Annotated in this window: 15 protein-coding genes; 4 read left to right on the top strand and 11 right to left on the bottom strand. The window is 42.9% G+C overall.

Going from position 1 to position 19,552, the window contains the following annotated elements:
* Window positions 1–8: 8 nt before the first annotated feature.
* A complete protein-coding gene (locus G5B30_RS11120) occupies window positions 9–533 on the top strand; it encodes a DUF4833 domain-containing protein (protein WP_165320068.1) in 525 nt (174 codons plus the stop codon).
* A 56-nt stretch (window positions 534–589) separates the two neighbouring features.
* On the opposite strand, the gene G5B30_RS11115 is transcribed toward G5B30_RS11120, so the two are convergent.
* Both G5B30_RS11115 and G5B30_RS11110 read right to left on the bottom strand, forming a co-directional pair.
* Window positions 590–1,165: a 30S ribosomal protein S16 gene (locus tag G5B30_RS11115; RefSeq protein WP_165320067.1), complete on the bottom strand. Its 576-nt coding sequence runs from the start codon at window positions 1,163–1,165 to the stop codon at window positions 590–592.
* 82 nt (window positions 1,166–1,247) lie between these two features.
* Window positions 1,248–2,390 carry a hypothetical protein gene (locus G5B30_RS11110; RefSeq protein ID WP_165320066.1) on the bottom strand — a complete coding sequence of 381 codons (1,143 nt, stop codon included), beginning with the start codon at window positions 2,388–2,390 and terminating at the stop codon, window positions 1,248–1,250.
* 112 nt (window positions 2,391–2,502) lie between these two features.
* On the opposite strand from G5B30_RS11110, the gene G5B30_RS11105 reads away from it, so the two are divergent.
* Entirely contained in the window at window positions 2,503–5,877 is a 3,375-nt protein-coding gene (locus G5B30_RS11105) for a UvrD-helicase domain-containing protein (protein ID WP_165320065.1), read from the top strand.
* A 2-nt stretch (window positions 5,878–5,879) separates the two neighbouring features.
* Window positions 5,880–8,771, top strand: coding sequence for a PD-(D/E)XK nuclease family protein (locus tag G5B30_RS11100; protein WP_165320064.1), 2,892 nt, complete (start codon window positions 5,880–5,882; stop codon window positions 8,769–8,771).
* Window positions 8,772–8,785: 14 nt separating this feature from the next.
* On the opposite strand, the gene G5B30_RS11095 is transcribed toward G5B30_RS11100, so the two are convergent.
* From G5B30_RS11095 to G5B30_RS11065, 7 genes are all read right to left on the bottom strand, one after another.
* Window positions 8,786–9,655 carry a cupin-like domain-containing protein gene (locus G5B30_RS11095; protein WP_165320063.1) on the bottom strand — a complete coding sequence of 290 codons (870 nt, stop codon included), beginning with the start codon at window positions 9,653–9,655 and terminating at the stop codon, window positions 8,786–8,788.
* 133 nt (window positions 9,656–9,788) lie between these two features.
* Window positions 9,789–10,799, bottom strand: coding sequence for a gliding motility protein GldN (locus G5B30_RS11090; RefSeq protein ID WP_165320062.1), 1,011 nt, complete (start codon window positions 10,797–10,799; stop codon window positions 9,789–9,791).
* Between the two features lie 14 nt (window positions 10,800–10,813).
* Window positions 10,814–12,337: a gliding motility protein GldM gene (gene gldM, locus G5B30_RS11085; protein ID WP_165320061.1), complete on the bottom strand. Its 1,524-nt coding sequence runs from the start codon at window positions 12,335–12,337 to the stop codon at window positions 10,814–10,816.
* A 39-nt stretch (window positions 12,338–12,376) separates the two neighbouring features.
* The gene (gldL, locus tag G5B30_RS11080) at window positions 12,377–13,018 is read right to left on the bottom strand and encodes a gliding motility protein GldL (protein ID WP_165320060.1); all 642 of its coding nucleotides are present in this window, start codon (window positions 13,016–13,018) and stop codon (window positions 12,377–12,379) included.
* Between the two features lie 20 nt (window positions 13,019–13,038).
* The gene (locus tag G5B30_RS11075) at window positions 13,039–14,337 is read right to left on the bottom strand and encodes an SUMF1/EgtB/PvdO family nonheme iron enzyme (RefSeq protein WP_165320059.1); all 1,299 of its coding nucleotides are present in this window, start codon (window positions 14,335–14,337) and stop codon (window positions 13,039–13,041) included.
* 160 nt (window positions 14,338–14,497) lie between these two features.
* A complete protein-coding gene (locus G5B30_RS11070) occupies window positions 14,498–15,265 on the bottom strand; it encodes a uroporphyrinogen-III synthase (protein ID WP_165320058.1) in 768 nt (255 codons plus the stop codon).
* Window positions 15,266–15,281: 16 nt separating this feature from the next.
* Window positions 15,282–16,274 (bottom strand): DUF4271 domain-containing protein, encoded by a 993-nt coding sequence (locus G5B30_RS11065; RefSeq protein ID WP_165320057.1) that lies wholly within the window; start codon window positions 16,272–16,274, stop codon window positions 15,282–15,284.
* Between the two features lie 54 nt (window positions 16,275–16,328).
* On the opposite strand from G5B30_RS11065, the gene G5B30_RS11060 reads away from it, so the two are divergent.
* Window positions 16,329–16,895, top strand: coding sequence for a DNA-3-methyladenine glycosylase I (locus G5B30_RS11060; protein ID WP_165320056.1), 567 nt, complete (start codon window positions 16,329–16,331; stop codon window positions 16,893–16,895).
* On the opposite strand, the gene G5B30_RS11055 is transcribed toward G5B30_RS11060, so the two are convergent.
* Together G5B30_RS11055 and G5B30_RS11050 are read right to left on the bottom strand one after the other, a co-directional pair.
* On the bottom strand, window positions 16,885–17,424 hold the full coding sequence (locus G5B30_RS11055; RefSeq protein ID WP_165320055.1) for a phosphoribosyltransferase: 540 nt from the start codon (window positions 17,422–17,424) through the stop codon (window positions 16,885–16,887). The two genes, G5B30_RS11060 and G5B30_RS11055, sit on opposite strands and share 11 nt — an antisense overlap.
* The gene (locus tag G5B30_RS11050) at window positions 17,402–19,465 is read right to left on the bottom strand and encodes a transglycosylase domain-containing protein (protein WP_240903186.1); all 2,064 of its coding nucleotides are present in this window, start codon (window positions 19,463–19,465) and stop codon (window positions 17,402–17,404) included. The genes G5B30_RS11055 and G5B30_RS11050 overlap by 23 nt, the downstream gene beginning before the upstream one ends.
* Window positions 19,466–19,552: the final 87 nt, after the last annotated feature.

The raw sequence follows: 19,552 nt of genomic DNA, 5'->3' as shown, positions 1-19,552 counted from the left end.
CCAAGTATATGAGAGCCTTACTATTCATAGCCCCCGTCTTGTTCTTTACCAAAATGGTGTATGGCCAGCAAGGCTACCCGGCCCCTACCCACAGCAAGAACCTTTTATTTTATATTCAACACGACAGAGGACAAAACACATTCGTTTATAAGGCAAATTTAACGAAGTCAAAATCTTTTGTTACAAATAATCCGGTTATCGTCTCCCGGCAGCTCTTTGATGAAAAGGGAGAGATAAAGCCCCTGACAAAAATCCAAAAGCTATTTGCATATGGGATAAAATCTGCCGAGGTTGCTCCGGACAATTATCAGTCTCATATTGTTTCTCTTCCCGATCAAAAGATAACTATTTCACTGGATAGCAATAAAACACCTATTGCAGAAACATGTGTAAACGGCACGAAGATAATTCTGGAAAGGATTTTTATTAAGCAGACCGAGGGAACCAGTGGCTTGGGTACAAAGCTGGATTATATTATTTTCTACGGCCGGAACAAGAAAGGAATATCAACCAAGGAAATACTTCGTTTATAATGCATCAAAAAAGCCGATCCTTCTTCAAGATCGGCTTCCTTACAGACGAAGGTTATTTAACCCTCTGTAGTTTCTTCTGCATTTTCAGCACTTTCTGCTGCCGGAGCTTCCTCTGCCGCTGCTTCAGCAACAACCTCTTCTGTTGTTTCTTCTTCAGCAGGAGCTTCTTCTACCGGTGCATTCTTTGCAGCAATTGCTGCTGCTCTTTCTTCTTTTTTCTTTACTTCAGCGGCGAAAGCAGCTTTCTTTGCTTCATCTTTCGCATTCGCTAAACCTGACTTCTTGCCTTCGATTTGAGTCTCTTTTGATTCTGACCATTTCGCAAACAATTCTTCGGCTTTAGCTTCATCAAAAGCACCTTTTTTCACACCACCTTGCAAGTGTTTCTTGTAAAGAACACCTTTATAAGAAAGGATCGCACGTGCAGTATCCGTAGGCTGTGCACCTTTGTTCAACCAATCCAATGCACTGTCGAAATTTAATACGATCGTTGCAGGATTAGTGTTCGGGTTGTACGAACCTAGACGTTCGATAAACTTACCGTCACGTGGAGCACGTGAATCGGCTACCACGACGTGGTAAAATGGTTTTCCTTTTTTACCGTGTCTTTGCAATCTGATTTTAGTTGCCATGTTTTAATTTATTTATGTATTCAACATATCCCCCGTACTCCATGTAAGAGGGGATGCAAAGATAAAAATTAAAAAGGAAAACTTAAAATCTAAAAAACAATTGCAAACTTCCATAATGTGGTTGTACACGTGTCACGAGATGCTTGTCCCAATTGTAGGGAACGAAATGATAGGCTCCTTCCAACCCGATATAGGTCCTCCCTACAAGATGTCTCATTACGGCTAACGCGATGGTGGTGCGCATCGTATTGATATTGTAAGGGTCTACAGACTCTTCTTCATAAGATTCATCCCCATCTTCATAATACGTTGTCACCAATTCCCCTAATCCCGTGTCCGACTGTTCCCAGAACAATCCTAATTTGGGGGAAATAATAATTTTATTGTTGTCAAAAGCTTTGAGACCTACCGTTCCTCCTACACCCATGCTAAAATCAGCATGCGCTATTTCTATTTCATCATGTGACAAATACTCAAGGTCTTCATTTTGAGGAGTGTTGAAACGCAACTTAAATCCCAATTCAACCAAGACAGGATTAGAAAGTTTGGTCGAAAAAAACATGCCTAATGTAGGACTGGTTTTAAATAGCGGATATATTCCGGTCCAGGGAAGCTCAGCACCTGCATATATGCTCACCCCTCCCCGCTGTTTATTTATATACGCTGAGCGAACTGCTTTTCGGGCAGGCGGCTGTAGAACTGCCTTCTGACTCTCCTGATTAGCAAATAAGTGCATAATTGACTCTTCTTGTTCAGTAAGAATGTAAGATTCAGTGTTCAATAAGGCTACTGCCTTTGCTTTGGCCAGTAAATCAATGGGATGTTTTAAAGGAACAAAATCAAATATTGCTTTATCATCTTGATATATTTGCGCATACTTTTCTTGCATTGAATACTTCCATCGCCTTTCCAACTTCCCTTTATACCCCTTTATTATATACTCATCAATCATCTTTTCGGTCAATTTATGTTCAATTACCGCACAAAGAATACGAATACGCACCGTAAATTCGCTTTCGCCACACGTACTTTGGATTGTGTTTAAAATGGATTCCACACTTTCAAGATCATTTTTTTGAAAAGCAGGCACGAGCTTCTGCAAAGCCATGTGAGTTACCTGTTCACAATCTTGCATTTCCACGGTTACACCCTCCACTTTCGCCTGTGTATAAATGGGCAGGAAAGCAAACTGGATGAACAGAAAAAATGTTAAAATCTTAGTCATGGTTTCGTACTATCAACCAAAATAAGAAAATTAATTGGCCTATAAAAGCGAATACAAAAGTTTCACCGCCGATAGTCTTTTGAAAAATAATTTTTAATCACTATTTTTCAACATGAATAGTGCAAGCAACGTAGCTCCTCTCAAAATCCTGAAAGCATCGGCAGGTTCCGGCAAAACCTTCAGCCTCACCTTACACTATCTTTCACTTTTGTTAGCCAATGAAAGCAGCTACAAAGAAATCCTCGCCGTAACCTTTACAAACAAGGCCACTGCGGAGATGAAAGAACGTATACTTTCCGTATTGCAGGGACTAGCTGTGGGTGATGAAAGCAAGCCTATCCAAGCTTTTCGGGAAAAGCTCGTTGAACAGTTCCCGGAATGGTCGACACAACAGATTGAACAAAAAGCATATCGGACCTACCGTAGAATTCTCCACGATTACAGCCATTTTACCGTCAGCACTATTGATGGCTTCTCACAAAAGGTTATCCGTAGCTTCACCTATGAGCTAAATCTTGATGCAGCCTACAAAATAGAAATGAATACGGGCAAGGTTAAAGCGGACCTCACCGTCATGTTAAACCAATTGTTAGACGATCGACCTGATCTGCTCGACTGGATCATTGATTTCGCAGAAAAAAAAATCAACAACAACGAGAACTGGAATTATCGGCAGCAACTGACAAAATTAGCCGGCTTGATCTTCTCCGAAAATTTTCAGGAATTTAACGGAAACCTGGCCACAGCAGACGCACACCACATATTCCATTTGCTGAATAAAGATATCGTTGAAAAAACGCAATCTTATTTGGATAGTCTGCATACAGCCATTACGGCTTTTCAGAAGACATTTCATACCTTACAGGTAGATCCCGAGGATATGAAAGGCAAATCCAGGAACAAGCTCGTCGCTGCCGGAAAGGTATCACCCCATGTTTATAAGCTATCTTTATCTGACCTGCAAAAAACCTTGGACAGGTTTCTTGTATTGATCGATAATGAAGACGCTTTTACCGATGGTCAAAAAAATATCCGGCACGACCTTATTCAGGGCTTTGCACCTATTTTAGCACGGTTCGAGGAACTCCATACTCTTCTTCCTATATATATTGCGTATCAGGCAGTTCAGGGAAATCTCTATTACCTCCGACTGCTCAAAGAAATGAGCGATCTTCTGAGCGTCTGGCGTAAAGAAAATAATGCGCAGTTGATCTCCGATTCACAAATACTACTCAATAGACTTGGGTTGGACAACAATAACGACCCCACTTTCATCTGGGAGAAAATCGGCAACAGATACAATTACTTTCTCTTTGATGAGTTTCAGGATACATCACGCATCCAATGGAAAAATTATAGTCCTTTATTATTAAATGCACTCGGCAACACCCAAGGAAAGCGGCATGAACATCTCCTTGTCGGTGACGTCAAACAAAGCATCTACCGTTGGCGAAACGGCGATTGGCGTATCCTGCTTCAGCAGGTTGAAGAACAAGTGGCCAGCGCATTCCATCTAACAGCTGATACCAAAAAGCTATTTATCAAAAACGATACACTGGACACCAATTATCGTAGTTTGCCGAATATTATCCGGTTCAATAACTACCTCTACGAGCAAGTACCCCGCTTACTCCAACAGGTACTCAATGATAAGGTCGAGTCCGAAATTTCTGATGAAGGTCTACAATGGTGGAAACAGGCACAGAACGACGATATGCTGATGCGTGCTTATGCCGACTCCTGCCAGACTATTCCCACAGATAAACAGGAAAACGAAGCCGAGCAGGGATCCATAGAAATTGCGTATTTCCCCGTGGAAGATGGCAGATACCGCGCAAATCAAGTCATGGACATTTCCGTAACAAATCTCTGCCAAAAGATCGGTGAATGGATAATATCCGGACAATATGAAGCCAAGCAAATCGGCATTCTGGTACGAAGCAATGCACAAGCGCTCTTCGTCATACAGGAACTTATAGCGTATAAAGATAAGGCAGGACTAAACTTTGAGGTCATCTCCGGAGATGCTTTGTCACTGGTGTCCAATGATGCCGTTACATTGATTGTCGAAACGTTAAAGGCATTTGTATATACCTCGGATCAGCACACCATTCACCATGCACGCATGGCCTATCTCTACCAGCTTATCCAACAACAACCGGTTTTCGATCCCGATGCATGGCTGCTATTCCGGGACAATGACATACATAAGCTCCGGACATTACTCCCCGACGAGCTGGTAACGAATTGGGAACAATTGCAAAAACTTCCCTTAGCGTATTTAGTAGAAAAACTGATCGAAATATATCACTTCACCACGGAAGATAATCCACATCTTCCCTACCTGCTCACGTTCAAGGATAGTATAGACAATTTTACCGTAAGGGGAGAGCGGGGTATCCTACAGTTTCTTGAATTTTGGGAAGAAGAAGGAAGTAAAACCGTATTACCTTCCAATGGCAAAATCAATGCAATCGAAGTGACTACCATCCACAAATCCAAGGGTTTGGCCTATGACGTTGTCATGATACCATTTTGTTCCTGGAAAATCGATGGCATGGTCAACGGAGATTTCTGGATCCATACGGAACAGACACCTTTTGCTCAACTTGGCAAGATACCAGTTAAGTACAACAGTCATCTGGCCAACTCCATTTTCTATAAGCAGTACTATGAGGAACTATTGTTCAACTACATGGACGCCTTGAACACCTTATACGTCGCCACAACACGGGCAGTGCAGCATCTATATATCTCCGCTCCTGCGTTCAAGGAAAATATCGATAAAAAAAACGGAACAGTGTGTGGAATGGAGATTAAAAACGAATATATCGGGGATCTGCTTTATCAAGTATTGGACCGAGAAGATTCACCTTTCCCCTTAGCAGACGGTTCCCTTGCCATCCATGCTGTCCAGCCTTCTCCGAGCAGACCGCAAAATCGATTAGACGACGAGTATATTGCGCTTCACAACTATCCGACTTCAGGCGTTTTGGAACAAGCGTTAAGCAAGTCCGGAAAACGGAATATCAATGCCATCCTGATGATGGAAAAGGCTTCCCAATATGGAATACTTGCACACGAAGTCATGGCTGAAGCCCGTTCGGAGGCCGATATCCATCAAATTATCAATCGTTATATGGAAGAGGGTATATTAGCCGAAGAAAACAGAGGCATGCTGTTAAACGAAACACAACAAATATGGCATCATCCGATCATCAATCGATGGTTAACCGGAACCTATAAAGTTTGGAATGAAGCCGCCATTATTACTGCGGAAGGCAAAACCATCCGACCCGACAAAGTATTTACGAGTGAATCCGAAACCATTGTGCTGGATTTTAAGTTTACCAACGATGATTACGTCGCACACAAAACGCAGGTCGATCAGTATAGGAACACCCTGCGAAACCTCGGGTATCAACGGGTCAAAGGATACCTGTATTACGCGAAATCCAACCAACTTGTAGAAGTCAACGAAGAGTAACCATGAACGAACCTTTTTTAAAATTAGTAGCGGCAGACATTAAAGATCGGTTTGGACACGATTTATCCGACGTTGCTATCGTCTTTAATAACAAGCGGCCAATTACCTATTTGAAAAAACATCTGGCCGACGTATATGGACGTGCTATATGGTCACCACAATTCTTTACCATACAGGAGTTTTTCAGACAGTCTTCGCAAGCCGCAGAGGCCAGTCAGATGACACAGTTCTTTTATCTATACGAACTTCATAACAGACTGCTGGAACAAGAAAACATCCAGCCAGAAACTCTGGAAGAATTTTACCCTATCGCTGAAATCATTTTAAGTGATTTTAGTCAGCTGGATTACGACTTGGTTTCCGTCGATCATATCTACATGGAGCTGTATGATACCAGCCGGATCGACTTGGAGTTTCAGTATCTCACCCCGGAACAGCAAAATTTCATCCGTCAGTTTTGGCAATCTTTTAGTGCAGCAGGTCACACCGGTGTACAATTGCGCTTTCTAAAGTTATGGAAGCGCTTGCCTCTACTTTACCGTGCATTTAAACAGCAATTAGCCGAGCATAAACAGACCAACTTCTCCACCGTGTATCGCCATCTTGCAGAAGGCACAGCCGATAATCCGGACTTTATCCATACGTACAAAAAGGTGTTATTTGTAGGTTTCAATGCGTTAAACAAAGCTGAAGCGACACTATTCAAAAAATGGCAGGAAGAAGAACGGGCATTATTTTATTTTGATGCAGATGCCTATTACCTCGAAGACCAGCAACAGGAAGCAGGTTTATTTATCCGCAGAAACATGTACCAAACCGGACTTCACAACGCACTCGGTGACAGTCCGGATATCATCGGCAACCGTACGGATGATGTCTACATGTATGCGTCGACCGGAAAAGTCAGCCAGACCAAACTGCTACATGACATTTTGCTCCAACAAGAAAAAGAGGGTAAATCTTCCGTTATATTACTGGCCGACGAGAGTCTTTTAGTCCCTCTATTACAAAGCCTACCGGATCTAAAAATCAATATTACGACAGGCTTTCCCCTGACACAATCCCCGCTATTTGGCCTATTGGATTTATGGATGAAAGTACATGAGCAGATTTCGCATTTCAAAAAGGATAAGATTCCGTTTCAAGATCTGGAGTCATTTCTCAATAATCCACTGACCAAGATAGCCGCTTTTGAAAGGAAAAAGAACCAGGCGAGTATCGTCGAACAACAGCTTTTCGAAGTTACGCTCGGGGATATAACAATCCGTACATCCGTGCTGCCTCATTTCTTTCGTCCTTTGTCCTCCAACGAGGACGTTATCCCGACGCTCTTACATATGTTGGACAATATACTGTTGTCCGCAGCACAGGACAGCCCGATCAAACAAATAGAAGCGAACTTATTGATCGAGACGAAGAAAGTGTTACACCAACTGCAGCTCGGTTTTGCCCGCATGCCCTCCCTAAGCATTTTATTTCAGATCGGACTGATCCGAAAAGCAATTGCCCCTGTTAATGCAGCCATCGAAGGAGATCCACTGGACGGTTTGCAGATCATGGGGTTATTGGAAAGCCGCTGTTTGAATTTCGACCAGGTTTATATCTTAGGTGCCAATGAAGGTATCCTTCCGGCTACATCGGGTACAGCTACATTTCTGCCCAACAATCTTCGAAAAGCTTACGGTTTACCGGTTCTGGAAAATCAGGATGCCTTATCTGCCTATCTGTTTTATCGCCACTTCCAATACAGCACCAACATCCACCTTTTCTACAACAGTATCGTTGACGAGAGCAGTACAGGAGAAGAAAGTCGATTTATCCGGCAATTGGAGTTTGAAAGCAAATTCCGGTTTATCAAACGGCTTCAGCAGCAACCGATTCTGTTTACGGCACCTACTGATGAACTCATTATCCCGAAGACAGGTGAAATTGGACAAAAAATGTACGATAGGTTTATCCGACAGGGACGAAGGATTTCTGCGACAGCGCTGACAACCTATCTGCAATCACCGCTACAGTTTTTTCTGAAGCATATTGCTGATATTAAGGAGCCACCGTCGATCAGTCAGGAATTTGAGATGAACAAGTTGGGTACAGTCATCCATAATGTCATGGAAAGTATTCTTCGACCGTACAAAGGGAAGACTGAGTTTACCGCTACAAAGGTATTGCTCGACAAGATGGACGATGTCGACCAACTCACCCTCGCCGAAATCGGTGGGCAGTATCATACCGTATTCCATACGATGGAAGAACTAAATAGCCTGCAACGCATTATGCACAAGATCGCCAGTGCTTACGTGAAAATGTATGTGCAATACGATGTAGACAACTATCGTGCTTTTCGTATCATCGAGCTGGAAAATGATGAAGACTATACACTGGACTTCCCGATTCAGATTCAAGACCGGATAGAGACCGTCACGCTATTCGGTATTATAGATCGCGTCGACGAAGTATTAACCGAAGATGGCGAAATCAAAACACGTATTGTGGACTATAAGACAGGCGGGGATTCCGTGAGCTTCAAAACTATGGACAAGGTATTTGCTGCAAACACTGAAAACAAAGCATTGGTACAGACATTATTCTATGCTTACGTTTTTGAACAGGTCACCGGTAGACGCCATATAGAACCCCATCTCTATGTAGCCCGCCGCATGCGCGAAGAAGGGACACTCTTCTGTAGTACCAAAGGTGTGGTCCTGGAAGGAAGCTATTTAGCCGAACAAAAAGAAACCTTCCGGGATTTCCTGAAAGCCACATTGGAAGAAATTTTCAATCCGGATGTTCCCTTTCGGCATCATCCGGAAATGCATGTCTACGAGAGCGATCCATATACGCTGTTTTACCGCTCTGCTGTACACAGTCAAGGAGACGGTGAACAAGAATAACGGAAATAGACGACTTATTTCTGACGGCGCTTCATGGCCCTATTCGCACGCCTCTTTGCCGTATCGATTTTGTAATGAAGCCATTTATCTTTAAAAATCCGGCGCATGGTATCATCGAAATAACGGGTCACAAAAAGGTTCCTCGCTCCTTTTATCTTTTCTCCCAATGAGTTTGCCAATGCCCGTACAGAGATGGAATAGCCTTCTGTTTCATATTGAATATAATGCCACCAACCTGCCGGCATATAGAGTGTCTCTCCCGGGCCGATGACGGCCTCATAACCATCCAGATATTTCAAAGCCGGATACTCTTCCAGGCTACTTGTTTTTAGATTGGCGATACTGTGAAAATTATAAGGCAACTTATACATCAGGTCCGACTGCTCATTCGGAAAGACCCAGATACGCTTCTTGCCCTGAAATTGAGATATAAACACATGCGACATATCAATATCGAAATGATTACGTGTTGCCGAACCCTGCCCACCAAAAAACATGTACGGCAAAAACTGCAAGACCTTTCCTCCGGTCACATCGTTATAAATAACATCTTTTTTCAGCTCCGGACGTATTTTCATCAGGTTAAACAAAAATAGTCGTAATTCAGTAGGTTCCGAACTGATCTTATCCAGATACTGACCAAAACTCATCCGGCCCACAGGAGGACTAGCGGCATGATTCTGCGATTCTTCTTCTCGGCCATAAACATCAATTTGCTCATTCCCTGCTATTTCTTTAAAATAGTCATAACTCCACTTGGTCCAACAAGGGCTGTCCGGGCTAATAAAATCCTGAATCACTACAGGCTGACCTTTGTTAAGATAATCGTTCACAAAATCCTTTGGAGCGACCCCCGAAATGCTATCGACAGGTTTCAGTTTCACAAGCTATCTATTTAAAAAACTATACATACAAACATAAAAAAAAATATTCCTACATTTTAACGTTTAAAAAGTATTTTCTAAACGCTAATTTGTAGAAATATTGCGAAAAGACAAGTGATTTTTATCACTTACACTAATACGACCATAGATCCTGTTCGTAGTCCATCAATGCAGTTTTAATGCGTTCTGACTCTAATAAGCGATCTACATCGCCTTGAACATAATCTTTAATACGCAGATCGTCTGTGTTTGACTGTTTGACGATATAACTTGCAAAAAGCCTTTGTATGAATACGTCATCATAACTCAGACCTGTAGCATCATTATGTCTATTAACAACTTCTTTATTTACCAATATATGTCGTGCTTCCGGGAAATAAATCCAGAATGCTGGCGTAGGCTCGACTTGCGGTGTTGCAACGGCATCTTCTAGGGCAGCAGGAGGCGGAGTATTTGCATCGGCAGTATTATTTTCCGGCTGTACCGCAAACGGGTCAGAACCAGCCCCTGCAGCTCCCGCATCGTCCACCTGTCCAGTCTCTAAACCCGCAATCTGTGGTGTAATCAAAGGCGCGATACCGACAATGCGCGGCTCAAAAATAGACCGTTGCTTGTCAAAAATCCAGTCCTCTTTTATTCTGAATTTAATCACATTCTCGCCACTAAACTGACGTTTTTCATAATGCGAGCTTATCACTTCATTATTCTCGTTAAACTGCTCCACCAAAACACTATCTCCTCCTAACCGGGCCATCACCTGATCGATGGTAAGCTTATTTTTAAAACTATCACCCGTCGGGTCATTTTCTGTAGGTGTAGGATCGTATGCTGTCAATTCACCCGCTTGTATAGCATCCACCAGAATATCGATCAATCGTGCCTTTGGCGATGCAAATACTTTGTTCATTTTCAACCGAAGATCGATCTCCCGCCACACGCGCCTGCTGAAAGCAACATCAGTCTGTCGGATGGGGGGGTAAGGTATTACCTTACGGTTCGCGATATCCGATTTCGCCACATAGCCGTCTATCGGTGGTTCATCCAACTGCACAGGCTGGGTACTGTTAGCGAGATTTTCCTGTTGTGCCAAAGCGGCCAATGAAAAACCCAAAATAACCGTCGATAATAATATTTTCTTTCTCATAGAATTACCTTCTATTAGTTCGTTACTTGGAATGTTATAGGGTTAAGATTTTGTGCTGTACCATCAGGTCCTACGCCGACAATATCATAGATCATGACAACAGACCCCGCTGTCAATCCCGATAGCGCTGTTTTCATCTGTCCCGTAAAATCATTACCCGAAGCCGCATAGGGTCCAATAGGATCTACCCGTGGCTTAGAAATATACATATTAAATTTAGTCACACTAAATTTGGCATCGAAATCGAAATTATCCAACGACGCTGATACGACCGTTTGTCCACGTAGCTGGGCAGCTGAAATTCGTCCGCCTTCTTTTCCCGCTACCCGGGCAGTTGGTTTTGGAATACGCTTCACACGGAATTTAGAAGTACCTAAATTTTGCACCTTCCCGTCTATTGTTGCCGTAACCTGCAACGAGACATCACCTGGTGACGACACGCGGGCAATATATCTCGCATCACCCCTATCTTTCAGGTTGACTCCCGCCCCCGAAATATGTAAGCTCTCCGCCGGCACACCCGGTGCGGATATAGAAATAGGATTATCGACGCCAATATACAAGACGTTCATCGCGTCCGGCGAAACTACTGCAGAAGGTTTTGCCACCTGAAATGTCATTGGCTCCGTTTCATACATCTTAAAAGTACCATCCGTTTGCTGTACTCGGATAGCCCCTTTCCAGGTATGTGTCCCCACTCCTGGTGTCAAGGTATAGGTACCTTGTCCATCAATTACCGGAATGGGTGAGCCATTTACCATAATTTCAGGGTTGGATTTAGAATCATACGCCGTTAAAAACACTTTAGCCGTATAAGATTGCCCTGCAATCAGATAGGATGTTGGCGCTACAGCAACAGCAGCGAATTTATCCAGATTAACGACCGCCTGATCCATCTTACCGAAAATATGCTTCACCACTGCCGATTCGGCATTCTTCGCATCTGCACTGATCTTTTCCAACGCCGTGATCGCTGCTGTCAATGGTATCCCATCGCCAAAGCTAGTTTCTTCCCAACTTTTTCGCACGCCACCACGAGGAGAAGGATCTTCAGCAGCTAACGCAAAGCTTACTTCATTATTCGTCAGTTTCTTCAATTCTGCAGCTGTCGTATTGATCAGCTCCCGGAGTTTCTTGCCTCGCCCCTGGTTAATCATCAAACGCGCGGAGATATCCGTACTGCCACGAAAGGTCACATCGCCAGTCTCTTCATTGATACCACCGCCTTCTTGTGTCAATAATTGCTCATATTCACGCAATTTATTGGTCAATGCGGTAACCAATCGTTGGGCCTGTTCGGCTCTATCCAATAAAGGCTTAGCACGTTCGGGATTCTCCTTCATTTTGGTTTCCCGAAAAGCCAAAAACATATTATCAATTCCCGCCTGTGTATTCTGTGTCGACGTGTTCAAACTATTACCAAGGTTCTTAAAAGCATCCAGAATAGAATCACTTACATTCAATGCTACTAATCCTAGTAGCACCAAATAAAGAATGCCGATCATCCGCTGCCTTGGTGTCTCTTTGCCTCCTGCCATAGTATGCTGTGCTCTTCCTTAAAAATTCAGATAAAACAATTATGAACGATTTGCACTCATAGCAGACAACATATTGCCATAGATAGCATTTAATGAAGATAGATTCTTATTAAAAGTACTGACCTGTTCTTTAAACTGTTGCATATCTGCTGCGGATTCATTGAATGTTTCCAAATCTGCGGCAGCACGGTCGAAAGCATGGCTCAGTTGAGCTGCTCCCGTCGATGCAGCATTCAATCTATCCGCAAACTGATTGGTAGCCACCGCGGTATCTGCTACCGTAGAGATTGTAGCAACCTTATCCCCAAATGCGCGCAGGCCATCTCCTAAATTCCCGATCAGGTTTTCGTCGATTTTTGCATCTTGGAGTAATTTATCCAACGCAGCTGTATTGCCGACAGCCGCGGGCTGCGCCTGCTGCGCAGCAACACTACTTTTAGGCAATTCGCCTGCAAAATCTTCATCCAGCTCTGGATAGACCCGTGTCCAGTCGACCTCCTTTTCCGCAGCCATAAAGCCCATCAGAAAAAATAAGCAGGCTTCGACAGCTAATCCGATGCCAATCATCCATTCCCCGCCTTTAAAATGTAATATTTTAAACATTAAACCGATAATGACCACAGTGGCACCCCAATTGATCAAGGTATTAATTCCAAAGCCAAACTTCTTTTTCTTCGCCATTTTTCAAAAATATAATTGTACTAGTAAGTAACTCCTGCAAAATTTGTCACAGACCTAAATCCTATATACGATTTAGACGTATCCTGATATTCGTATTGTCTGGTACCATTCTGTAAAAAGAAACCGATGTCTTTCCATGATCCTCCACGAATAACCTTACGTTTCATCGATAAATCATCTCCTGCTTTTGCGTGATATGTATAGGTAGGGTTCATATCATGTACAAAGGAATATGCAGACTCATCGTAGCTAGATTGTGTCCATTCCGCCACATTCCCTGCCATGTTATATAATCCAAAGTCATTGGGAAAATAGGAATATACGGGAGCTGTGTAAGCCACGCCGTCGTCCATATAATTTCCACGCCCCGGCTTGAAGTTCGCCATCAGACAACCCCGTGCATTTCGTGCTGTGGGGCCTCCCCAGGGATATTGCATACCTATTCTTCCCCCTCGTGCTGCATACTCCCACTGTGCTTCGGAAGGAAGCTGATAATCAAGACGTGGCTGTTGACGGGTTTTTTGTGCAACGCTATTGAACAACTGGGTCCGCCAAGAATTGAAAGCCTGTGCCTGTCTCCAGGTTACACCCACCACGGGATATTCATTATAGGAAGGATGGGAAAAATATCCGCGGACCATAGGTTCATTCTGAGCATAGCTAAAATCAGCAAGCCACACCGTTGTATCCGGATAAACTGAAATCGTGTCACGGCGAATGAAATCGGACCGTCTTTTATTGGGATCTCCCTTGCCTTCTACCGCCGCCCGCAGGTCATACCATTCATAATGATAACGCAACAAACGGACGTCCAGCTCATTCTTTCCGAAAATACGATCCTCACCTTGGTAATACATACTATTCAGCTTCTCACGTGCCGCATCATCTTTCGATTTCCAAGGAGAGTTCTTACTGACTTTATCCCAATCGATGTACTTTACGTCACCATCAGCTGAGGTTATGAAATAACTATCGTCGCCTAAAAAGTTGTGGATCAAAATTGAATCTCTCACCCAAAATACAAACTGTCGATATTCACTATTTGATATCTCCGTATCATCCATATAGAATGGAGCAATAGTTACCTGTCGGTTTTTTGCCGTTTGAGAAAACGTAATATCCTCGTCCGATTGTCCCATGATAAAGGTTCCGCCCGGTATTAAAACCATGCCATAAGGCGTCTTATTCGTTTTCAGCTTATTCAGCGAAACACCCACTAATTCTCCCGAATTTCGAGGTCCTTTACAACTGGAATATAAAAAAACAACGCCGACAAACAGGACGAAACAATAGGCAAAATTGTATCTTTTTAAGTTCATAAATTTCTATCTCGCCATGAAAACACTCATTTTCAAGCTTACTAAAATAAGTTTAAGTACGTAAATGTACAGGATAAAATGTTACATTTTAAGGTTTCCACAAAAAAAAAGAAAAAAATGTAACAATTCATTAGCATTTAACATCTTTTAACAACCACCTTTACTTATTCACTTGTTTGATATACTCCTCCACAGCCATAGTCATACTTGGTGCACTCGGCGTCGGGGCAGGAATATCCAATATTAAACCTTTATCTAACAAGGCCTGCTGCGTACTCGAGCCAAATGCTGCTATCCGTGTATTATTTTGAACGAAGTCTGGAAAATTCTCATACAATGACTGTACACTTGAAGGGCTGAAAAACACGATAACATCATAAAAAACATCTTTCAAATCTGTAATATCCGTGATAACAGTCCGAAATAGCACAACCGGTGTAAAATCATAACCATTGTCCTGCAGCCATTTTTGCGTCTCTTCATTAGCTACGTCCGAGCAAGGAAATAGGAACTTTTCATCGCTATGCTTCTTCAGGACATCTTCCAGATCTTTTGCCGTTTGCTTTCCAAAGAAGATTTTGCGTTTCCGGTATTGGATGTATTTTTGTAAATACAATGCAATGGCTTCTGAGATACAGAAATATTTCATTTCTGAAGACACTTCAAAGCGCATTTCCTCACAGACCCGAAAGAAATGGTCAACCGCATTTTTACTCGTGAAAATTATAGCTGTATAATCCGCGAAATTTACGCGCTCCTTCCTCACATCTTTGGCTGAAACCCCTTCCACATGAATAAAACCCCGAAAATCCAACTTTAAATTGTATTTTGAGGCCAATGTAAAATAGGGTGACTTATCATTCTCAGGTTTAGGTAAAGTAACTAAAATACTTTTTACTTTTTTTGCTCTCGCAACATCAATCTGCATAAATTCTCTCCTTAATTTAATTATTTAGCATCTTCACTAAAATTAAAATCGGTGCTATTTCTAAGCTGCAAAGATAAAGAATTAAATAAAAGATCGAAAACTTTAATTGCCCTAGCAGGGATAAGGCTGCCACGACAAACCGGTATAGAAACAACATAAACACCACTCCGGCGAACAAAATTAACAAAAATTTAAAGTAAAAGGCAGGCACAAAAAGGAGGACCAATAATACCGGCATAAGGATCAGCATGCTATTGAAATATACCAGATACAAGATCAATACATATTCCCGGATAATCTTTTCGATTTCGAAAATCAATGCAAGCCCTCGGACAAATAGAATCTTCAATACAAACAATAAAGCGACAATCCCGGATAGATTGAAAAAATTCTTTAGCGTCAGCACTTCCATTGCATGAAAAGAGGAAGTATATACCAATAAAAATAGCGCTAACGAAAAGCTAAAAAGTATATAAAGAAAGATATAAGGCCAAGACGTGATCATATTATCCTCCTTGCTCATATTCTGCAATATTTGCTTGTCGTAATAGGCCAATACAATATTTCGGAACATGGCTGCAAAAAACAGCCTGACCATAGCTATACCCAGTGCCAGCGCGATGAATACAACCACTACCCAGGTTGGTCGGACAGGTTTATAAGCGGCTGTGGTCTTACTATATCCCACAGTATCTGCCTGAGTCAATGCGTCCATGTCATGCATCCAACGGATAAAATCATTTCCTTCCACTGTAATATACTTGCGGAGGCTGTCCAACATTGGGTTGCCAGCAGAAGGCGCGGGGTAAATATATTGTTTGGCGAGTGAGTCTTGCAGAACAGCAAACAAAGCCGCTGAATCCGCTTGTTGTACAACGCTGCTATCACGAAGAACAGGACTTATTTCTTGCGCAACGCCAAGAGATGAGGAACAAAAGAATAAAAAAAGAAGCTTTATCCATCCGCCTTTTTTATTAATTTGCACCTGTCTGAATATCTTTTGTAGCATGGCGTACCAAAGGTATGATTTTTTATCGATTCCAACTTGAATACATCAACAAATATGGCAGAACCAATAATACGTTGTCCTTGGTGCGGCAACGATCCTGAATACATGAAATATCACGATGAAGAGTGGGGCAAACACACCAAAAGCGAACGTACGCTTTTTGAATTTTTGATCCTGGAGTCCGCTCAAGCAGGTCTAAGCTGGATAACCATATTGAAGAAAAGAGCCGGATACCGAAAGCTTTTTGCTGACTTCGATGTCCACCGCGTTGCCGCCTTCGACGATGAAGAAATTGACCGTATTTGTCTGGATCCAGCTGTTGTACGCCATCGGGGTAAAATCGCTGCTGCCGTACAAGCAGCACGTATATATATTGCTCTTCAGCAGGAATATGGCAGTTTTTACAATTACCTCTACTCCTTTATGCCCAATGAGCAACCCGTCATACAGCTCTTGGACAACATGCAGCAAGCCCCTACCTCCAGTGCCGAATCGGATGCTATCGCCAAAGATCTAAAAAAGCGTGGCATGAAATTTTTCGGCACTACCATCTGCTATGCCTACATGCAAGCTGTAGGCATGGTCAACAATCATCTGGCGAATTGTAGCTTTAGGTCTTAAACTTTCGGTATATATCCGGCAGGTTGCGACATTGTCCGTTATAGTCCATACCATAGCCCACGACAAACTCAGGCTCAATTTCAAAGCCTACATACATCACGTTGTCAAAGTCATGCTGCAAGCATGTGGGCTTGAGCAACAAGGCGCAAACACTAACGCTTGCGACACCTAATTTTTCCAGACTATCCATCGTGTATTTCAGCGAATTACCCGTGTCGACGATATCTTCCACAATGATAACGTGTCTTCCTTTCAAATCCATGCCCACACCTATCAACTCTCCGATCTCTCCTCCTCTCATACCATCGTAGGAAGCGAGCTTGACAAAAGACATTTCACAGGAGATATGTATCTGTTTCATCAAGTCGGCCATAAACATAAAACAGCCGTTCAATACGCCTAGAAAGACCGGGTGCTGATGCTCAAATTTCATATTGATATCGATGCCGATCAACCGTATGCGCTTTTGTATCTGATCGTAATCGATAAAGCGCTGAAAATGGAGGTTATCTATCTGAATCTTGTCCATCGCTCTTTTGATGTAATAATTTATCAAGAATGGATTTCTTCACCTGCTCGTCAGCTTCCATTTCCCGAATGACCTGTTCATGATACTCTACAATATCAGGTGCTACGGTATCGATAGTATCCACAAACGCAGGGCGTGCAGGTCGCAGACGAGGTTGCAGCACGACTTCATAGAACCCATAATTCTCCGGCACTGCCACATTGTTCAAGTCCCCCACTTTGGACATAATATATCCGTAGGTATTGAAATGACGCTGTACCCAAGGTTTGAGATGTCCGGTATAATCAAAAGATGACACTCCCGTCTTAGGCCGGGGAATGATACTGGACAAAAACAAACTTTCTCCCAGCGTCAGCTGCCGGGCGTCCTTATCAAAATAATAGCGTGCAGCCTCCGATACACCGTACACGCGCTTGCCCCATTCAATGATATTGAGGTAAATTTCCAGCAGTCGATCTTTGCTGACTTCCCCCGACGCCTCCATCAACCACACGAGTAGGATTTCTTCGATCTTCCGATCCATAGTTTTCTTTCTATTGAGAAATACATTCTTCACCAATTGCATCGAAATCGTACTCGCTCCCCGTTTAAATTTTCGTTCTTTCAGGTTAGTCGCGATCGATAGTTTGAAAGCTTCCTCCTCGAAGCCATTATGCCGATAGAAAAAAGGATCTTCCGTATTGCGCACTGTCGTTTTCAAGACGTAAGGAATTTCCGCCAACGGCACAAAATTCGGATTTTGCGGAGCGACAAGGATATCCCGGACAAACGTCGTATCGTCGTACGCTGGATATACAAATGGAAATTTCAAGGAATCTACCCGTGCTTTTCCCCACTTGACAATCTGAAGTGCTTCATCGTCGATAGACGATCGGAACAGCACATGATCGGGGGTATCCAGATCCACCGAAAAATCCAGATCATAGGCGATATCTCCTTTTACCTCTATGCCTTCCAATGATTCGAACAAGCCTTGCGGAATAGCGTCAAAGAAATCTTGGGCAGCAAATTTTCCGGTATGCACAGCAAGCTCCAACAGTTTTTTCGGAGATCGGGAAAACTTGATGTGAGGTGTTATCCGAAAATCCTCCACCGCTACGGAGGATCCTTCGCTCAATGCTATATAATCGCTGGAAATATCGAGTCCGCCTTCTGCTTTAATCTGGGGAATAAAAATATCCGCGGCTGACAGTCTACGGTGGTTGATCAATAGGTTGTGATAGGCCATCTCCCCTTCCAGACTCAGCAGATCTTTTGCCCGCCGCTTGATATGGTGGAGGTCAAAGATCAGTTTGTCAAAACTCACCGACAGACCGTATTTATTTTTCAGAAAAGGCAGTTCTGTACCCTTTTCCTTCGAAGAGACCTCAAGTCGCAACTGCTGATGATCGCCATCCACATGCCCTTTTAATATCCATTCGGCGTCGTGATCGTTCAAAAACAAACTGGTCTCAAAATTCCCCCGGGCCATTACCGCATCGGGTATACGAATTTTTTGAACACCATTTTTATCGCGGTATGAAACTTCAACATCCTTCATGTTTAAGTTCCGCGGAATTTTTGAAAAAACTTCCTTTGCCAATTTTTCGGTCCACGTTGCAAAATTTTTCTCTGAAGGTTTCTCTACTACGGTCGAGTCCTTCTCCTTTTTACGAAAGAGAAAGTCATAGTTACTCGTGGAGTCAGCTTTGACAAAAGACACCTTTCCGGCAGTAACTTCCAGATTGCCAACTTTGACCTCTCCCCACAATAAAGGCAGCAAACGGATGCCGACCACCAATCGATGTATATCCGCAAGTGTATCACGTCCCGCGGGAATCACGGTCACTTCATCCAGAAAAACGGTAGTCAGCCCATCAAATCCATAGCTGCCGATATGCAAGTCAACAAGGTAATCTGTCTTCAGCTTCTTTTGCACCTTCGTCATAGTGCGTTCGAGCATCACTCCTCTTTTAGAAAGTCCAATGGCCAATCCGATGCCAAGCAGAATAATAAATATACCCACACCCGCTATCAGTACTTTCTTTTGTCTATCGCTCATCCTCATGTTGTTCGAAAAAAGCTTTTATTTTTTTATTTAAAAGTAGCAAAAAATAGAATAAAACATGAAAATGACACGATTATCTGA

Source organism: Sphingobacterium sp. SGG-5, assembly GCF_011043525.1.
Lineage (GTDB): Bacteria > Bacteroidota > Bacteroidia > Sphingobacteriales > Sphingobacteriaceae > Sphingobacterium.
The sequence above is the reverse complement of the archived record's forward strand: the minus strand, read 5'-3'. Positions and strand labels throughout refer to the sequence as shown.

Excerpts from the sequence above, each read along its gene's own strand:
- G5B30_RS11120 (WP_165320068.1), top strand. The coding sequence starts at position 9 with ATGAGAGCCTTACTATTCATAGCCCCCGTCTTGTTCTTTACCAAAATG.
- G5B30_RS11115 (WP_165320067.1), bottom strand. The coding sequence starts at position 1,165 with ATGGCAACTAAAATCAGATTGCAAAGACACGGTAAAAAAGGAAAACCA.
- G5B30_RS11110 (WP_165320066.1), bottom strand. The coding sequence starts at position 2,390 with ATGACTAAGATTTTAACATTTTTTCTGTTCATCCAGTTTGCTTTCCTG.
- G5B30_RS11105 (WP_165320065.1), top strand. The coding sequence starts at position 2,503 with ATGAATAGTGCAAGCAACGTAGCTCCTCTCAAAATCCTGAAAGCATCG.
- G5B30_RS11100 (WP_165320064.1), top strand. The coding sequence starts at position 5,880 with ATGAACGAACCTTTTTTAAAATTAGTAGCGGCAGACATTAAAGATCGG.
- G5B30_RS11090 (WP_165320062.1), bottom strand. The coding sequence starts at position 10,799 with ATGAGAAAGAAAATATTATTATCGACGGTTATTTTGGGTTTTTCATTG.
- gldM (WP_165320061.1), bottom strand. The coding sequence starts at position 12,337 with ATGGCAGGAGGCAAAGAGACACCAAGGCAGCGGATGATCGGCATTCTT.
- gldL (WP_165320060.1), bottom strand. The coding sequence starts at position 13,018 with ATGGCGAAGAAAAAGAAGTTTGGCTTTGGAATTAATACCTTGATCAAT.
- G5B30_RS11075 (WP_165320059.1), bottom strand. The coding sequence starts at position 14,337 with ATGAACTTAAAAAGATACAATTTTGCCTATTGTTTCGTCCTGTTTGTC.
- G5B30_RS11070 (WP_165320058.1), bottom strand. The coding sequence starts at position 15,265 with ATGCAGATTGATGTTGCGAGAGCAAAAAAAGTAAAAAGTATTTTAGTT.
- G5B30_RS11065 (WP_165320057.1), bottom strand. The coding sequence starts at position 16,274 with ATGCTACAAAAGATATTCAGACAGGTGCAAATTAATAAAAAAGGCGGA.
- G5B30_RS11060 (WP_165320056.1), top strand. The coding sequence starts at position 16,329 with ATGGCAGAACCAATAATACGTTGTCCTTGGTGCGGCAACGATCCTGAA.
- G5B30_RS11055 (WP_165320055.1), bottom strand. The coding sequence starts at position 17,424 with ATGGACAAGATTCAGATAGATAACCTCCATTTTCAGCGCTTTATCGAT.
- G5B30_RS11050 (WP_240903186.1), bottom strand. The coding sequence starts at position 19,465 with ATGAGCGATAGACAAAAGAAAGTACTGATAGCGGGTGTGGGTATATTT.